Origin of the sequence: Bacillus sp. FSL P2-0069, from assembly GCF_038593315.1 — a bacterium.
GTDB lineage: Bacteria > Bacillota > Bacilli > Bacillales > Bacillaceae > Bacillus > Bacillus safensis.
The window spans coordinates 3057189-3073604 of record NZ_CP151984.1 but is presented as its reverse complement, the minus strand read 5'-3'; the positions used below and the strand labels follow the sequence as shown (position 1 = coordinate 3073604).

At 42.0% G+C, this 16416-nt stretch carries 16 protein-coding genes and 1 tRNA gene; 13 read left to right on the top strand and 4 right to left on the bottom strand.

The features are described 5' to 3' along the window. The first annotated feature begins 65 nt into the window (after positions 1-65). From NSQ34_RS15820 to NSQ34_RS15780, 9 genes are all read left to right on the top strand, one after another. The gene (locus NSQ34_RS15820; protein ID WP_061110121.1) at positions 66-1526 is read left to right on the top strand and encodes a tetratricopeptide repeat protein; all 1461 of its coding nucleotides are present in this window, start codon (positions 66-68) and stop codon (positions 1524-1526) included. Positions 1527-1890: 364 nt separating this feature from the next. Further along, positions 1891-3279: an NlpC/P60 family protein gene (locus tag NSQ34_RS15815; RefSeq protein ID WP_217008727.1), complete on the top strand. Its 1389-nt coding sequence runs from the start codon at positions 1891-1893 to the stop codon at positions 3277-3279. A gap of 234 nt (positions 3280-3513) precedes the next feature. Beyond that, positions 3514-4464, top strand: a complete 951-nt coding sequence (trxB, locus tag NSQ34_RS15810; protein WP_024427675.1) for a thioredoxin-disulfide reductase — start codon at positions 3514-3516, stop codon at positions 4462-4464. A 357-nt stretch (positions 4465-4821) separates the two neighbouring features. Then, the gene (locus NSQ34_RS15805; protein WP_034281027.1) at positions 4822-5286 is read left to right on the top strand and encodes an 8-oxo-dGTP diphosphatase; all 465 of its coding nucleotides are present in this window, start codon (positions 4822-4824) and stop codon (positions 5284-5286) included. A gap of 39 nt (positions 5287-5325) precedes the next feature. Continuing rightward, complete coding sequence (gene rapZ, locus NSQ34_RS15800; RefSeq protein WP_034281443.1) at positions 5326-6213, top strand: RNase adapter RapZ; 888 nt, start codon at positions 5326-5328, stop codon at positions 6211-6213. After that, positions 6214-7173: a YvcK family protein gene (locus NSQ34_RS15795; RefSeq protein WP_034281026.1), complete on the top strand. Its 960-nt coding sequence runs from the start codon at positions 6214-6216 to the stop codon at positions 7171-7173. Between the two features lie 17 nt (positions 7174-7190). Beyond that, positions 7191-8141, top strand: coding sequence for a DNA-binding protein WhiA (gene whiA / locus NSQ34_RS15790; protein WP_034281025.1), 951 nt, complete (start codon positions 7191-7193; stop codon positions 8139-8141). A gap of 26 nt (positions 8142-8167) precedes the next feature. Then, positions 8168-8425 carry an HPr family phosphocarrier protein gene (locus tag NSQ34_RS15785; RefSeq protein ID WP_024423549.1) on the top strand — a complete coding sequence of 86 codons (258 nt, stop codon included), beginning with the start codon at positions 8168-8170 and terminating at the stop codon, positions 8423-8425. Between the two features lie 38 nt (positions 8426-8463). After that, a complete protein-coding gene (locus NSQ34_RS15780) occupies positions 8464-9207 on the top strand; it encodes an arylamine N-acetyltransferase (protein WP_034281024.1) in 744 nt (247 codons plus the stop codon). 50 nt (positions 9208-9257) lie between these two features. Here NSQ34_RS15780 and NSQ34_RS15775 read toward each other — a convergent pair whose 3' ends face one another. Both NSQ34_RS15775 and NSQ34_RS15770 read right to left on the bottom strand, forming a co-directional pair. Next, a complete protein-coding gene (locus NSQ34_RS15775) occupies positions 9258-9746 on the bottom strand; it encodes a ribonuclease (protein ID WP_024423547.1) in 489 nt (162 codons plus the stop codon). A 376-nt stretch (positions 9747-10122) separates the two neighbouring features. Further along, a complete protein-coding gene (locus NSQ34_RS15770) occupies positions 10123-11100 on the bottom strand; it encodes a D-glycerate dehydrogenase (protein ID WP_034281023.1) in 978 nt (325 codons plus the stop codon). Between the two features lie 553 nt (positions 11101-11653). On the opposite strand from NSQ34_RS15770, the gene NSQ34_RS15765 reads away from it, so the two are divergent. Together NSQ34_RS15765 and NSQ34_RS15760 are read left to right on the top strand one after the other, a co-directional pair. After that, positions 11654-12235: a carbonic anhydrase gene (locus NSQ34_RS15765; RefSeq protein WP_061110363.1), complete on the top strand. Its 582-nt coding sequence runs from the start codon at positions 11654-11656 to the stop codon at positions 12233-12235. Positions 12236-12272: 37 nt separating this feature from the next. Then, positions 12273-13895, top strand: coding sequence for a SulP family inorganic anion transporter (locus NSQ34_RS15760; RefSeq protein ID WP_024423544.1), 1623 nt, complete (start codon positions 12273-12275; stop codon positions 13893-13895). 26 nt (positions 13896-13921) lie between these two features. Here NSQ34_RS15760 and NSQ34_RS15755 read toward each other — a convergent pair whose 3' ends face one another. After that, entirely contained in the window at positions 13922-14263 is a 342-nt protein-coding gene (locus NSQ34_RS15755; protein WP_034281021.1) for a MazG-like family protein, read from the bottom strand. A gap of 137 nt (positions 14264-14400) precedes the next feature. On the opposite strand from NSQ34_RS15755, the gene NSQ34_RS15750 reads away from it, so the two are divergent. After that, a complete protein-coding gene (locus NSQ34_RS15750; RefSeq protein WP_041107909.1) occupies positions 14401-14979 on the top strand; it encodes a TIGR00730 family Rossman fold protein in 579 nt (192 codons plus the stop codon). Between the two features lie 54 nt (positions 14980-15033). On the opposite strand, the gene clpP is transcribed toward NSQ34_RS15750, so the two are convergent. Further along, positions 15034-15630: an ATP-dependent Clp endopeptidase proteolytic subunit ClpP gene (clpP, locus tag NSQ34_RS15745; RefSeq protein WP_024427684.1), complete on the bottom strand. Its 597-nt coding sequence runs from the start codon at positions 15628-15630 to the stop codon at positions 15034-15036. Between the two features lie 253 nt (positions 15631-15883). Here clpP and NSQ34_RS15740 point away from each other — a divergent pair. Next, positions 15884-15959, top strand: a tRNA-Arg gene (locus tag NSQ34_RS15740). Positions 15960-16416 lie beyond the last annotated feature (457 nt).

Below are 16416 nucleotides of genomic sequence, written 5' to 3'. Positions count from 1 at the left end.
CTATGTGACGACTGGTGAAGTATGTTATACTACACACGGTACACTGTTCGAAATGGAGGGTATCGGTGAGTAAATACACTTCTCAAAATAATCACACACAAGTCGTCCAGCTATTTCAAGATGGGCATTACTTTTTTCATAAAGGTCTTAAAGCATATAGAGAAAGAAATCTGTCCAGAGCAAGTAAGCTGATACAGCGGGCCATCGTACTTGAGCCTGAAAATGTAGAAATGCTGTCACAGCTTGCCATTATTTATACTGAAATGGGTCATTACCAGCAATCAAACGAACTGCTTGATTTTATCCTTGAACACATCGATGAAAACATGTCTGAGTGCCACTATTTTAAAGCCAATAATTATGCGAATCTCGGACTGTTTCAAGAGGCATATAAATCAGCTACTGCTTATGCCGCGCTGGAAGAGAACGGGGAATTTGCGGATGAAAATGAAGACCTTCTTGACCTGCTCGATATGAGCGACGAAGAGGACGAAGATTTTCCTTATGATCAGGATGACCTGATTGTGAAGCAGGATCAAGCAAACCATTTGCTAGAAAGCGGCAGACTCGATGAAGCCATTGAGATGCTGGAACAGATGATTGTTGAGTATCCAGAATTTTGGTCAGCGTATAATAATCTTGCTTTGGCCTATTTTTATTCTGGCCGAATCCATCAGGCGAAAGAAATGTTGAACCGGGTCCTTCTTGAAAATCCCGGTAATCTGCATGCCCTTTGCAATCAGCTTGTCTTCTACCATTATGAGAAAGAAGAAGAGAAGGTCAACATGTTAGCGAAGCAATTAACGCACGTGTATCCAATACTAAGTGAACAGCGTTATAAGCTTGGCGCAACATTTGCCCTTGTGGGAGAATTTGAATGGGCCTTTAAATGGCTTTATTCTTTGTACAAAACAGGTTTTCAGGGAGATAGTACATTTTTATACTGGCTTGCAAGCGCAGCCTATCATACAGGCCACAAAACGCTCGCCCAAACGGTTTGGGATAAGATGGTTGAAGAAGATATCGACGCAGATGAAATCAAGCCGTGGCAGGATAAACCTGAGGAGACTGAGCCAATGGTCTCGATTGAGGAACGGCTGACTGCGTACTATGTCAGTAAACAAAAAGGGGAACGTGACGTACTGCAGTCTGTCCTTGATGCACGCGCAGCGAAAACGGCCTTTGAACAGCAATTTATAGAACTGCTTTTGTATGAAGACGAAATGAAAGAAAAGTCTTTTTCAGAAGATGCTGTTTTTGCAAAACAGGCGGCATCCAGTCTGGAGGAAGCGGTTCAGCCTGACAGCCATATGCCTTATTTTTGGTTATTCCATATTATTCAGCAGGCACGTGCTTCTGGTATTGATAAGAAAAATGCGCCTGCCTGGGCAGCAGCATCTTATTATCTATGGATGAATGAACAAGAAGAAGCAGCTGTCAGCAAAAAAGACGTTGCGTCCGCTTTTCAGATCAGTGTTCAAACACTGTCTAAATACGAACGAGAGATCTGTACGTTAATAGATTAAATAGGTAAATAGATTCAGAACATCCCAGCATGGCCGAAAAGGTCATGCTTTTTTCTTGGATAAAAAGGTGTGATTTGCAAGGAATTGGCGAAGTATGACAATCACGACATGTTTTTGAAACATAAATGTAATAAAAATATTAGCTCATTTTGTCGATGTCTCATGTATAATGAAAATCGTGGATTAAAACAAAGATAGATATTTAAATATTTTACTATACATAATGAAACACCTAGTGATAGAAACAATCTGGTCAACATCTGACTGAACAATCAGGAAGAAAGACATAGAGAGCACAGATTGGTCGCAGAGAATTTGCTGCTTTCTAATGTCGCTTGGGAAATTGTCAAAGGAGGAACTATTCGTGAAAAAGTTTATTACTTTCGGTTTAGCTTCGGTGATCGGAGCAAGCGGTTTATTTATTCCATTTACGCATGAAGCAAACGCACAGAACTTTGAACAAAAGAAACAAGAACTAGACAGCAAGCAATCTGAGGTAAACAAGAATCTTCAAAAGAAAAAAGAAGAGCTTTCAAAGCTTGAAGCAAAACAAGAGGCACTTGCACAAAAGCTTAAGGATATTGATGAGAAAGCTTTAAAAACAAGTGATCAAATCGAAGAAAAACAAAAAGAAAATGAAAAAACAAAAAAAGAAATCAAAGCACTGAAAAAAGAAATTGCTGATACAGAAAAACGTATTGAGGATAGAAACAAATTCTTGAAAAAGCGTGTACGTGCTCTTCAAGAGAGCGGCGGTTCTACGAAATACATAGATGTATTACTAGGAGCAAAAAGCTTTAGCGATTTCATCAGCCGTGCAGGTGCAGTATCTACACTGATCAACGCAGACAGTGAAATCATTAAAGAGCAGGAAAAAGACAAAGCAGAACTTCAAAAGTCTGAAAACGAATTAAACACAAAGCTTGAAAATGTGCAAAACACACTTGCAAAGCTTGAAACGCTTCAATCAGACTTGAATAAACAGCTTGATGAAAAAGACAAGCTATTCAAGCAAGTGAAAAAGCAAAAAGGAAGTGCTTTTTCTGAAATCAGCGAGTTAAACAGTGAGGCTAACAGCATTGCATCTGAAAAAGACGCAACAATCGCTGCACAAAAACAAGCTGAAAAAGAAGCAAGAGAAGCAGCTCAAAAAGCAAAAGAAGAAAAAGCGCAAAGACAACAGCAGCAGCGTCAAGCTAGTGTCCAAGCGGAAGACAACAGCTCAAATAACGATAGCAGCCCGTCTTCAAGTAACAGTGGATCATCTAATGACAACAACAATAATAACAACAGCAGTTCACCAAGCAAGAAGCCATCTTCTCGCGGCGGATCACCTGTCAGCAGTAACGTAGGCGGAATTGAAGGTGCGATCAGCACAGGTTCTAGTATTGTTGGACAATCTCCATATAAATGGGGCGGCGGCAGATCACAAGCCGATATTGACGCACGTCGTTTTGACTGTTCTTCATTCGTTCGCTGGGCATTCGCATCAGCAGGCATCAACCTTGGGCCAGTTGGCGGTACAACAACCGATACGCTTGTAGGTAAGGGAAGAGCTGTAAGTGCATCTGACATGAAACGTGGAGACCTTGTGTTCTTTGATACGTATAAAGTAAATGGACACGTTGGTATTTACTTAGGAAATGGTACATTCTTGAACGATAACAGCTCTCATGGTGTTTCGATTGATTCAATGAATAACTCTTATTGGAAAAGATATTTTAATGGCGTTGTAAGAAGAGTCGTTGAATAAATCATTACTTTTTATATAACCGTAAACAGGCTTCCTTAAACAGCAGTTTAAGGAAGCTTTTTCTTTTTTTGAAGATATGAGCAAATGATTCGCTTATTCCCCGCAGATTTAATAGGATATGGGTAAGGAATAAAAGCTAAGAGTGGAAATGATGCTCTCTGTCATGAATGGAAGCATCACCCAAGGGCATTCTAATAAGAAATGCGAGCAGCAATTGAAGAGGGAGTGACAGTTGTGTCAGAAGAAAAAATCTACGATACGATCATCATTGGAGCGGGTCCTGCCGGAATGACAGCCGCTGTTTATACATCACGGGGAAATCTTTCAACATTAATGATTGAAAGAGGAATTCCAGGCGGACAAATGGCGAATACGGAAGATGTCGAGAACTATCCTGGCTTTGAAAGCATTTTAGGGCCGGAACTTTCAAATAAAATGTTTGAGCATGCGAAGAAATTCGGTGCAGAGTATGCATATGGCGATATTAAAGAAATCGTGAACGGTGAAGAATATAAAATCGTCAAAGCCGGCTCAAAAGAATACAAAGGACGCTCTGTCATTATCGCGGCAGGGGCTGAATACAAAAAAATCGGTGCACCAGGTGAAAAAGAACTTGGCGGCCGCGGCGTATCATATTGTGCAGTATGTGACGGGGCATTCTTTAAAAACAAAGAGCTTGTCGTCATCGGCGGCGGTGATTCTGCGGTAGAAGAGGGTGTGTATCTCACACGCTTCGCTTCTAAAGTAACGATTATTCATAGACGCGATAAACTTCGTGCACAAAGCATTTTACAAGCACGCGCCTTTGATAATGAAAAAATTGACTTCAAGTGGAACAAAACCGTCAAACAGATCAATGAAGAAAACGGGAAAGTCGGCAGTGTGACATTGGTTGATACGGTGACTGGTGAAGAAGAAGACTTTAAAACAGACGGCGCCTTTATCTATATCGGCATGCTGCCACTGTCTAAACCATTTGAAAATCTCGGCATTACAAATAAAGAAGGCTACATTGAGACAAACGAAAGAATGGAAACAAGAGTGGAAGGTATTTTCGCCGCTGGTGACATTCGTGAAAAAACACTTCGTCAAATTGTGACAGCAACAGGTGACGGAAGTATTGCAGCACAAAGCGCACAGCATTATGTAGAAGAGCTTGCTGAAAAACTCAAAGCAACGAAATAAAAGGCTGTCGTAAATCCTTAATATAGCGTCATGGGCTTTTAACTGGAATGTAACACGGGTGAAATAATTTTCCGTTATGATGAAACTAGTAATTGACCCCCTTTTATAAGGAATACATGTTTGGCACGGATGTGAATCCGTGTCCTTTTTTTTGCCTGAAATCAGAAATTCACTAGATGTTCACAAATGACGCATGGAGAACCATTAGATGCTGTAAAATAAAGAGTAGAGAAATTGCCCGTTACACGATTCAAACGAAAACCGGTCTGTTTTCGGGGAAGAACGGGCATGTTCATTGTGGGAGTCAGGTTGAACCTGTATAATAAGTTAAAGACATAAAAGAGTAGGTGACAGCTGATGCAACGAGTAACCAATTGTGTGCTGCATCACGAAGATCAAGTTCTCTTGCTGCAAAAGCCAAGACGGGGCTGGTGGGTAGCACCGGGCGGCAAAATGGAAAGCGGAGAATCGGTCAAGGATTCAGTCGTTCGAGAATATAGAGAAGAAACAGGTATTTATATTTTAAATCCGCAGCTGAAAGGTGTTTTTACCTTTATCATAAAAGAAGGCGATCAAATCGTTCAAGAGTGGATGATGTTCACCTTCATGGCAGATTCATTTACCGGAAAAAACGTAACAGAGTCAGAGGAAGGCGTTTTAAAATGGCATGACGTAAAGGATGTGCCTGATTTGCCGATGGCCCCAGGAGATTCCCATATTCTTGATTTCATGCTTAAAGGAAAAGGACTACTGCACGGCACTTTTACGTATACACCCGACTTTGAGCTGATTGCTTATCGGTTAGATCCTCAGGGAGAATAATACATGAACCGTTTTCATAAAGAAGGAGAGGAAGCAGGCATGAATACACACAAACAAGAAGATATTCAGCTTGTGATTATTACAGGAATGTCAGGTGCGGGGAAAACCGTCGCCATTCAAAGCTTTGAAGATTTAGGCTACTTTTGTGTTGATAACCTGCCGCCATCACTTTTACCGAAGTTCTTAGAGCTCATGAAGGAATCGAATTCCAAGATGAGCAAGGTCGCTCTTGTGATGGATTTGCGCGGACGCGAATTTTTTGACAGCTTAATTGCCGCCTTAGATGAAATGAGTGATCTTGACTGGATCACGCCAAGAATTCTATTTTTAGATGCAAATGATAAGGTGCTTGTCTCAAGATACAAAGAAACGAGACGTTCGCATCCCCTTGCGACAACAGGTTTGCCGCTCGAAGGAATTGAAATGGAGCGCGAGCTGTTAGAGGAGTTAAAAGGCCGGTCTCAAATGATTTTTGATACATCGGATTTAAAACCGAAACAGCTGCGAGAAAAAATTGTCACGCATTTTGCCACCAATCAAGGACAGGTGTTTACAGTAAATGTGATGTCCTTTGGTTTTAAATACGGCCTGCCGATTGATGCTGATCTTGTCTTTGACGTGAGATTCCTGCCGAATCCTTACTATATTGAGAGCATGCGTCCACAGACTGGAAACGATGAAGAAGTGCGCTCCTATGTGATGAAATGGAGTGAAACGCAAAAATTCACAGAGAAATTAATCGATCTCCTCAGCTTTATGCTTCCGTCCTATAAACGGGAAGGAAAAAGCCAGCTTGTGATTGCCATCGGCTGTACAGGCGGACAGCATCGATCTGTGACACTGGCCAACTATTTATCGGAGTATTTTAAAAACGATTACTATACACATGTCACTCACCGGGACATTGAAAAGAGAAGCAGAAAATAGATGACGACACTACCAAAGGTGGTCATTCTTGGCGGGGGCACTGGCTTATCTGTTTTGCTCAGAGGGCTTAAAACGAAGCCAGTGGACATTACCGCTATTGTAACGGTTGCTGACGACGGAGGCAGCTCAGGCAGACTGCGGCATGATTTGAATATTCCCCCTCCAGGAGATATTCGAAACGTCCTTGCGGCTCTCTCTGATGTGGAACCGCTAGTAGAAGATCTATTTCAGCACCGTTTTAACAAAGGGAATGACTTAACAGGCCACTCACTCGGCAACCTCATTCTTGCGGCCATGACAAATATAACCGGTGATTTTTTTCATGCCGTCACTGAAATGAGTAAGGTTTTAAATGTGAGAGGAAAAGTATTGCCAGCAGCAAATTCAAGTGTTGTTCTTCATGCTGAATTAGAAAATGGGCAAATGGTGACAGGAGAATCGAAAATTCCCACCTATGGTGAGCGAATCAAACGAGTGTTCCTCACACCCGATACGATTGAACCACTGCCAGAATCCATTCAAGTCATTCGTGAGGCGGATTTGATCGTCATTGGGCCCGGCAGCCTGTATACAAGTATTTTACCAAACTTGCTTGTCCCGCATATTGGAGAAGAAGTGATTCGCTCTAAGGCGAAAAAAGTATATATTTGCAATGTCATGACGCAGCCGGGGGAAACGCTTTCCTACAGTGCAGCTGATCATGTTCAGGCATTAAATGATCATATGGATCGTCCATTTATCGATACGATTTTTGTGAACAATAAAGAAATTCCAGAAGAAATCAAAGCAAAATATGCAGAAGAACAGGCACAGCCTGTCCAATTCGACACAGATGCACTGAAAGCAATGGGACTAGAAGTGATTCCTGGAGAAATCATTACATATGACCAGCATGTCATTCGTCATGACACGCTGAAAGTAGCCTCGCTGCTTGTCGACCTGCTGCATCAGAAAAAATAGGAATGGGGGTGGCAAGGATGTCATTTGCATCCGAAACAAAAAAAGAGCTGACTAATCTGGACGTGAAGGACTGCTGCACAAAAGCAGAGCTTTCTGCCCTCATCCGTATGAACGGTTCATTATCTTTCTCTAATCGAAAATTGATTTTAGATATACAGACAGAGAACGCAGCCATTGCAAGACGGATTTATACGCTGCTCAAGAAGAAATACGATGTGACAGTCGAACTGCTCGTCCGTAAAAAAATGAGATTGAAAAAGAATAACGTGTATATTGTCAGACTGGTAGAACGAGCGAGAACCATTTTAGAGGATTTAAAAATATTAGGTGAGCAATTTGTATTTGAGCGCAATATTTCAGAAGAGCTTGTGAAGAAAAGATGCTGCAAGCGCTCCTATATGAGAGGTGCTTTTTTAGCAGGCGGTTCTGTGAATAACCCAGAAACGTCCTCCTATCACCTTGAAATTTTTTCACTATATAAAGAACATAATGATGCCCTTTGTGAGCTGATGAATCAATTTCATCTCAATAGTAAAACACTTGAGCGCAAAAAAGGGTACATTACGTACATGAAGGAAGCAGAAAAAATCACGGAATTCTTAAGTGTTGTGGGCGCTCATAACTCACTGCTCCGCTTTGAAGATGTGCGGATCGTCCGAGATATGAGGAACTCCGTCAACCGGCTCGTCAATTGTGAAACAGCAAACTTGAATAAAACGATTGGTGCATCACTGCGTCAGGTCGAGAACATTCAATTCATTGATGAAAAAATTGGACTTGATGCCCTGCCGGAAAAGCTTCGTGAAATTGCCAAACTGCGAGTCGACTATCAAGAGGTCACGCTGAAGGAACTTGGGGAAATGGTAGAAAGCGGCAAGATCAGCAAGTCAGGGATTAACCACCGTTTAAGAAAGCTAGATCAAATCGCAGAACAATTACGAAACGGACAAGCTGTTACACTCAAATAGGAGAATGAAAAAGGGAGGCAGATCATATGGTGGAAAAAACGGTCACCATCCAGCTGAAAACAGGCTTGCAGGCACGTCCAGCTGCTTTGTTCGTACAAGAAGCCAATCGCTTTGGTGCTGATATTTTTCTAGAGAAAGATGGGAAAAAAGTCAATGCGAAAAGCATTATGGGTCTCATGAGTCTTGCGATCAGCTCTGGGGTTACTGTCACACTGATCGCAGATGGTGCGGATGAGCAAGAAGCCATTGAGGCGTTAACGGATTTTATCAATCAAGAAAACTGAGTCTCTTCAAAGGCTCAGTTTTTTTAGGAGGGAATGTCATGATTCAATCAGCTTTTTTACAGAAGATCGAATATGAAGGCCAGTCCATCACCTTTGATGACTTGCCTGTAGTATTAAAAAAAATGGCCTTTACCTTTCCGTTTGAAAATAGAGCTGTTCTGAACAAACAATCCTACGCTTTGAATCAAGAAGGGTTGAAGCAGCATCTACTTGAAGGAAACAGAGGAGGTCTTTGTTACGATCTCAATCCTCTCTTATACTATGTGTTAAAAGAGGCAGGGCTCTCTGTACAGCTTCTTCAAGGCACAGTGTATAACAAAGAAGCGGGTACGTGGGCAATTGATGGCACGCATGTAGCCATCATGTTGAAGCATCACAACGAACGCTTCCTCATTGATGCGGGATTTGGTGTGAATTTACCTCTTCAACCTGTGCCTTTTACAGGAGATTGGGTGGAAGGAGGGTCAATGCGGTTTCGCGTCAAAGCTGAGGAAACCGAAAAAGGGACACATCTGCTCCAATTAGATAAGGGAGATGGCGCTGAAACAGGCTATGCTTTCACATTGAACGAGGTGGACGAGGCTGTATTGGCCCAAATGAGACACGAGATTTATGAAAATGAATCCTCTCCATTTAACAAAAGACCGCTTGCCTCAAAGCTCACGCCAACAGGACGTGTGGTCGTTACTGAGGATCATGTCACCACACATGAGCATGAAGAAGTGTCGAAAAAGCCGCTGCCGATTCCTTTTGAGGATTACGTGAAAAACCTGATACCGTAAACCACCATACGAAAAGACAGCCCCAGATCAAATAGGGCTGTCTTTTTTGATTATCGAATACGGGTGAAAGTCGCATAATGGTCTGTTGTTTTGTAAATGAGCCAGTCGCTTGAATACACAAGACGGTCAGCATTGCGGAAGCCTGAAACGTAGTTGATGTCTGCCTCACGCCATGTTCGGCCGCTTGCTGAAGGAAGACGTCCCTCCCGGTTTGAGAAAATATCTCCACCAATGCTTTTACCTGGCGCCACCTCGGCTAGATTTCCCTTAGATGCCACCCATCCGAGAGCACTTGCTTGTGATTTCGTAATGTAGTTATCAGGCAGTCGTTTGTAGCGAATTAAATAATCTGCTACACCATCAAACGTATTAATGACGGCAAGGGTACGCACATCCGGCGTGAGCTGAATAGAAGCAGTTTCAGTTGTGGCTGTTGGTGTAAGAGGTGTTTCTGCATGAGCTTGCTGCGGGACAAATCCAGAAAACAGAATAGCAGCGATCAGAGCGAACATAGTAAAAACCGAACTTAATCTTTTCATCTTCATCCTCCTATTAAGGAAATCGGTTGCCGTCCTCTTGATGCTTGTCTAGCTCATATTATAGCACCCGAACATAAAGGAAATGTAAAGAATCAGGATATTTGCTAAAATGAGTCTTTTCTCCTGATGTCTCCTAAAAGAAATAAATAAAAAGACGCAGTTTCTGCGTCTTTCAGCGTGTAGACAAACCCTCGCATTCTTTGTCAGTCCTGCGCGCTGGTGCTCACGAATGTCAAATTCGCTCCGCAAAAGTAGCCGTTCTTCCTAGACTGCAAAGGTTTTCTATCACGCTGAAAAGAAGACAAAGAGCTAAAATAAAGATCATTTTAGCCCTTTGTCAACAATCTGAAAGACGCAGTTTCTGCGTCTTATCTGTTCAAGATGAAGCAAGCTCCTTCACAACATCAACAGGCGCCTTCCCATCTATTCCATGAATCACATTATGAATGGCTCGTTTCAGCATGAGATCCCTTGTTGTTTCAGTAGCGGAACCGATGTGAGGGGCTAAGGTGACATTATTCATCTCTTTGAAAGGATGATCCTCTTGAAGCGGTTCCTGCTCATACACATCAAGACCAGCGCCTTTGATCCATCCCTCCTGAAGTGCTTGAATGAGGCTTTTTTCATCCACTGTTTTCCCGCGGGAAATGTTTACAAATAAAGCCGTTTGCTTCATTAACTTCAATTCTCGTTTCCCTATCATATGATATGTTTCCTCGGTCAGCGGTGTAATCAACACGATGATATCAGCTTGTTTTAAAAGATCATCAAGTGCACAATAGACAGCGCCATACGCCGTTTCAGCCTTTTCATTCCGGCTTCGGTTATGATAAAGAACGTTCATATCAAAACCATGTGCTGCCCGTTTGGCCACTTGTTCTCCTATACGTCCCATGCCAATAATACCGAGCGTTTGGTGATGTACGTCGATGCCAAAGATCTCTTCCTCCTGTACGAATTTCGTCCATTTTCCTTCACGGATAAAACGGTCAAGCTCGGCGATTCTTCGCGCAGAGGAGAGAATGAGCGAAAAGGCAAGGTCAGCCACGGTATGATCGAGGGTATAAGGAGTGTGCGTACCAATCACGCCTCTTTGCCTCATCGCTTCTATATCGAAATTGTCATAGCCGACAGAGTTATTACTCACCACCTTGAGTTTTGGTGCGTGATCTAACAGCTCTTGATCGATTTTTGTTCCAGACGTTAAAAGACCATCAGCGTGCTGCAGCTTCTCAAACAAAATGTCTCTTGGAATAGGGTCTTTGGATTGCCATATCTCGTATGTACAATGTTCCTTTAGCATTTCTTCAAAAGAGGCAGGTAAGGGTTTGGCGACAAAAATGTGTGGTGTCACAGTCAATTCGCTCCTTTCACATGGTCATCTTACTCCTTTTATTATATAGCAACGATTTCGGCAGAACACGTTTGAATGTTAGCAGCTCAATATTTAATATACTGAAATAACGGTAAAGAAAGACATTTTCTTAGTGAAAAAGTAGATTCTTATGCCATCTGATGCATTTTTTATCTATATAAAAATAAGCTGATAGTAGATTATACATGTGAAATTGCAAAATTTTACGAGAGATTATCTGACAAACTGGAAAATAGATCGAGACTTTTTGGTAGAAAATTTATTATATTTGAAATGTATTAAACGGGATGGTCATTTTCTACTAAACCATTTTATTGTCTTTTGGTGTGATGAGAACAATAGATTGAAAACAAACCCGCGAAGCCGTTGGGATGCAGCGTAAAATAGAGAAAATGATGATATTTCTTCTCATCGTTTTCTCATTTTTTTCTTTTTTTTCTATCATTTTTCTTCTCTATTCTTGAGAACACAAGAAAGAAAAGGAGGACAGGCACGAGCTTACGTTACTTAAAAAAAGATGGGAGATGGCAAAATGGAGTCAAAATTAGAACAGATTCTTCGGCACAATTCAGAGTTTGTGAATAAGAGACATTATGAGCCTTACAAAGCGGGGAAATTTCCTGAGAAAAAACTGGTTATTTTAACGTGCATGGATACCCGTCTTTTGGAATTATTGCCGCAATCTATGGGACTGCGCAACGGGGATGCAAAAATCATTAAGAATGCAGGCGCCATCGTGACACATCCGTTCGGCAGTGTGATGCGGAGTATCCTGCTAGCCATCTATGAACTAAAGGCAGAGGAAGTATGCATTGTAGGGCATCATGAATGCGGAATGGCAGGTCTTGCGGCGGACCCTTTACTTGAAAAGGCGAAAGCACGCGGAATCGAAGAGAAATGCTTAAGCATTGTGAAAAACTCAGGAGTTGATTTAAAGGGCTGGCTGACAGGCTTTGATTCAGTTGAAGAGAGCGTGGCCCAAAGTGTGAAATTAGTGAAAGAGCATCCACTGATGCCAAGTGATGTGGCTGTTCATGGACTGGTGATTCACCCAGCAACAGGAAAGCTGGATGTCGTTGTGAAAGATAAACTGATTGACCCGCAGTATACCTAAATCATCTACACATACTTGAAGGAGGCCAACACATACCATGCGTTTTTATGGAAGATTTGAAGGGTACAATTCATCAAAGTTTAGACGCGATTTAATCGCTGGGCTTGTCGTGGGGGTTGTGGCAATTCCTTTAGGCATGGCATTTGCCATAGCATCTGGTGTCGGACCAGAATATGGATTATATACAGTCATCGTTGCCGGCATTTTGATTTCATTGTTTGGTGGTTCAAAGTATCAGATCGGCGGGCCGACCGGGGCGTTTGTTCCCATTTTATTCGGGATCGTCAGCCAGTACGGTATTGAAAACTTGCTCATTGCCGGTTTTATGGCAGGCTGTATGCTTGTATTATTCGGAATATTCAAACTAGGAAAGCTCATGAAATTTATTCCTCGTCCGGTTATCATCGGTTTTACTGCTGGCATTGCTGTCATTATTTTTTCAGGACAGATTGCCAACTTCCTCGGATTAAAGGGTGTTGAAAAACATGAAAGCTTTTTCCTCAATATGAGAGAAATCGTGGTCCATCTTGGTACCACAAACAGTCTCGCCATTATCACAGCCGTCATCGGGCTCATCGTGATTTTGGCGGCACAAAAATACATTCCCAAAATACCTGGTGCTCTATTAGGTCTATTGGCTTCTACGTTTCTAGCCGTTCTCTTTTTTCAAGGACAAGTTGAAACGATTGGCTCTGCATATGGTGAAATCCCTCGTCAGCTGCCAACCTTCGCTTTTCCTGAATTGACGATTGAAAAAATGATATACCTCCTGCCTCCAGCAATTGTCATTGCGCTTTTAGGCGGCGTGGAATCGATTTTATCCGCAATGGTCGCTGATAATATGAAAGGCTCTAAGCATGACAGCAATAAAGAGCTTGTGGGGCAAGGAATTGCCAATATGGCGGCACCGCTTTTCGGAGGAATTCCAGCGACGGGAGCTATTGCCCGAACGGCCACGAACATAAAAAATGGCGGGGCAAGTCCGATTTCTGGTGTGGTGCATGGCGTTGTCGTCTTGCTGATCTTAATGGTATTTGCGCCGTATGCGTCGATGATTCCACTTGCTGCAATGGCACCGATTTTAATGTTTGTTGCTTGGAATATGAGTGAGAGAAAAGAGTTTATCAATATTTTGAAAGTGAAAAATGCTGATTCGCTTGTACTGGTCGTGACCTTCCTGCTCACAGTCATCGGTGATTTGATTATTGGCGTCACTGCTGGTCTCATTTTAGCGTTTATCGCCTTTATCAAAAAAATGAGCCAGACGACCAATATTCATACCAATGTCGCTGTTCCTCAAATGGAAACAGCAGCTGCTTTAGAAAAACAGACAGAGGAGAAAGGGATCAGTATGTATTCCATTGAAGGGCCGCTCTTTTTCGGAACAACAGATTCATTAGAAAATTCGATATTGGATCATGTCCAAACAAAACCGAAAACGCTCATTCTGCTTATGAATAAAGTCAATTATATGGACACATCGGCAGAAGCGGTTCTAATGAATATCTCCAATCGGTTAAAGCATCATAATGGAAAGCTGATGATCGTTGGACTTCAATCACAGCCTAAGGAGCTTTTGCATCGAACAGGTCTATTCCATCATATCGGAAAACAGCATTTCTTTGAACGAACGGATGACATCTCACCACAGCATCTTTAAGGCGTAAAAAACACGTGACAGCTTGGTCACGTGTTTTTTACTGGCTCTTTTTCTCCAGAAAAGCGTTTGTTGAGTTTTTGTTGATGAGCGCTGAAGACCTCTTCTACTGTGACATCATATTGATCCGCTAAAATGAGGAGATTTGCTAAAACATCTCCCATTTCTTCAATGAGTTCTTTCTTAAGCTCAGATGATTCCTGTCTCTGCTCATCAGGCCGGTCTCGTCCGATTTCTATTGCTCTAACAGCGCGAGCGAGTTCTCCCGTTTCTTCCATTAAGAAGCCTAACCGGATAAACGGTCCGTATTCTGTCCAGTTTCTCGTTTGATAAAAATCCTTGATCCACTTCTCCATCTCAGTTGTTTGCATTCTCTCTATACAGCTCCTTATATGGTGTTCACTCTTTTGATTTTACACTATATATAGAAGAAACGGCTGTTTCTTTACAAATCATTATAGTAGAATGAGTGGGTGAAGAAATCATAGAGAGAGATGGAGCTGTTTTGATGAAAACGATTTGTGTGTTTGCTGGTTCGAATCCAGGTGTAAATGATGTCTACAAACAAAAGGCTGTAGAGCTGGGTGCTTATATGGCGAAGCAGGGCATTCGTCTTGTTTACGGCGGATCGCGTATTGGGTTAATGGGCGCGATTGCCGATGAGGTCATGAGACATGGCGGGCAAGTGATCGGGGTCATGCCTAAGGGGCTTTTTAGAGGAGAAGTCGTGCATCAAGAGCTGACAGAGCTAATTGAGGTAACAGGCATGCATGAACGAAAAGCGAAAATGAGCGAGCTGGCCGATGGGTTTATTGCGATGCCAGGCGGCTTTGGTACATATGAAGAATTATTTGAGGTGCTGTGCTGGGCACAAATCGGCATCCATCAAAAGCCGATTGGATTGTATCAAGTGAATGACTACTTCAACCCGCTCATAGACATGGTGAAATTCAGTGTACAGGAAGGTTTTTCGAATGAATCTCACCTTCAATTGTTACATGCTTCGAGTGAACCGGAGGAATTAATCACGCAGATGGCTTCTTATCAAACACCGTCTCTTCAGCAGAAATGGACGGAGCTGTCTTAAAGTATGATGAAAAAAAACCGTCTGTTCAGGAACAGACGGTTTTTGTTGTGATGATTATTTTTGGTCTTCTGTATTACGGGTTAAGACTTTGTCAATGAGTCCGTATTGAAGTGCTTCTTCCGCTGTTTTGAAGTTGTCACGATCTGTATCGCGCTCAATGACTTCAATTGGCTGACCAGTACGTTCAGCAAGTACTTGGTTCAGTTTATCGCGTAAAGAAAGGATTCGTTTTGCGGCAATTTCAATTTCAGTTGCTTGACCTTGGGCACCGCCTAGTGGTTGGTGAATCATGACTTCACTGTTTGGAAGAGCATAACGCTTACCTTTTTCACCAGCAGCAAGCAGGAACGCACCCATAGATGCAGCCATACCAATACAAATAGTTGATACCTTTGGTTTAATAAATTGCATCGTATCGTAAATGGCCATACCAGCTGTGATTGAACCGCCAGGGCTGTTAATGTAGATAGAAATATCTTTTTCTGGATCTTCAGCTTCTAAGAAAAGCAGCTGTGACACGATGGAGTTGGCAACATTGTCATCGATCGCAGAACCAAGCATGATAATACGGTCTTTTAAAAGACGAGAATAAATGTCGTAAGCTCTTTCCCCACGATTTGTTTGCTCAATGACTGTAGGTATTAAATTCATAATGTTCCTCCTTCACCTTTTAGGTAAGTATGTAATTCAATGATACATTTTTGGTCAATAAAGGTCAAACAAAACGCTGACCTAAATTCAAATACCCCTATCCATTTTCCCCAAAATCATTCCACTTCAAACCATCATATTAGTGTATGAATACAAAGTAAGAAAATACATCATCATGACGAATGATTAATCATTGCTTTCTCGCAGCATTTCCCTTATAATTTGATATGCTGACGTTCAAAAAACATATCGTGCGCTCGTAGCTCAGTTGGATAGAGCGGTGGTTTCCGGTACCATGTCTGCCGGGGGTTCGAATCCCTCCGAGCGCGTACTTGACCTTGCTTACGATGTTAAAGGTCTTTCATGAACCCCTCTTCATATGGAGAGAGGTTTTTTTTTGTTTTCATTCGGGTTTATCGTTCACTAGGGTGAGGGAAGTGAAAAAATGATCTGGTTGCAAGCCAGCAACATCTATCCGAATATAATAAAATAACCCCCACTCTTAACATAAGAATGGGGGTTATTGCTATAAAGGAGTTACCTGCCTTTCTGGCCTTTCCTGTAAATAGCCGCAGGTATAATTGTAAGAAGAACAATGACAAATCCAATCACGGATACAGTATTTTTTATTGTATTGTCATTCACGGTGAAGTTTGTCACAATCATTGCCGCTAGACAAAGAATGATAATTAAATAACTGTATTTCTCCAAGACTTTCACAAAATATCCCTCCAATATGAATCTATAAATAATATACTAATTATACAAAAATGAATAATAAAGGGT

Coding starts and splice junctions, on each gene's coding strand:
- NSQ34_RS15750 (WP_041107909.1), top strand. CDS start 14,401: ATGAAAACGATTTGTGTGTTTGCTGGTTCGAATCCAGGTGTAAATGAT.
- NSQ34_RS15765 (WP_061110363.1), top strand. CDS start 11,654: ATGGAGTCAAAATTAGAACAGATTCTTCGGCACAATTCAGAGTTTGTG.
- NSQ34_RS15780 (WP_034281024.1), top strand. CDS start 8,464: ATGATTCAATCAGCTTTTTTACAGAAGATCGAATATGAAGGCCAGTCC.
- NSQ34_RS15775 (WP_024423547.1), bottom strand. CDS start 9,746: ATGAAAAGATTAAGTTCGGTTTTTACTATGTTCGCTCTGATCGCTGCT.
- clpP (WP_024427684.1), bottom strand. CDS start 15,630: ATGAATTTAATACCTACAGTCATTGAGCAAACAAATCGTGGGGAAAGA.
- NSQ34_RS15805 (WP_034281027.1), top strand. CDS start 4,822: ATGCAACGAGTAACCAATTGTGTGCTGCATCACGAAGATCAAGTTCTC.
- NSQ34_RS15795 (WP_034281026.1), top strand. CDS start 6,214: ATGACGACACTACCAAAGGTGGTCATTCTTGGCGGGGGCACTGGCTTA.
- whiA (WP_034281025.1), top strand. CDS start 7,191: ATGTCATTTGCATCCGAAACAAAAAAAGAGCTGACTAATCTGGACGTG.
- NSQ34_RS15755 (WP_034281021.1), bottom strand. CDS start 14,263: ATGCAAACAACTGAGATGGAGAAGTGGATCAAGGATTTTTATCAAACG.
- NSQ34_RS15760 (WP_024423544.1), top strand. CDS start 12,273: ATGCGTTTTTATGGAAGATTTGAAGGGTACAATTCATCAAAGTTTAGA.
- NSQ34_RS15785 (WP_024423549.1), top strand. CDS start 8,168: ATGGTGGAAAAAACGGTCACCATCCAGCTGAAAACAGGCTTGCAGGCA.
- rapZ (WP_034281443.1), top strand. CDS start 5,326: ATGAATACACACAAACAAGAAGATATTCAGCTTGTGATTATTACAGGA.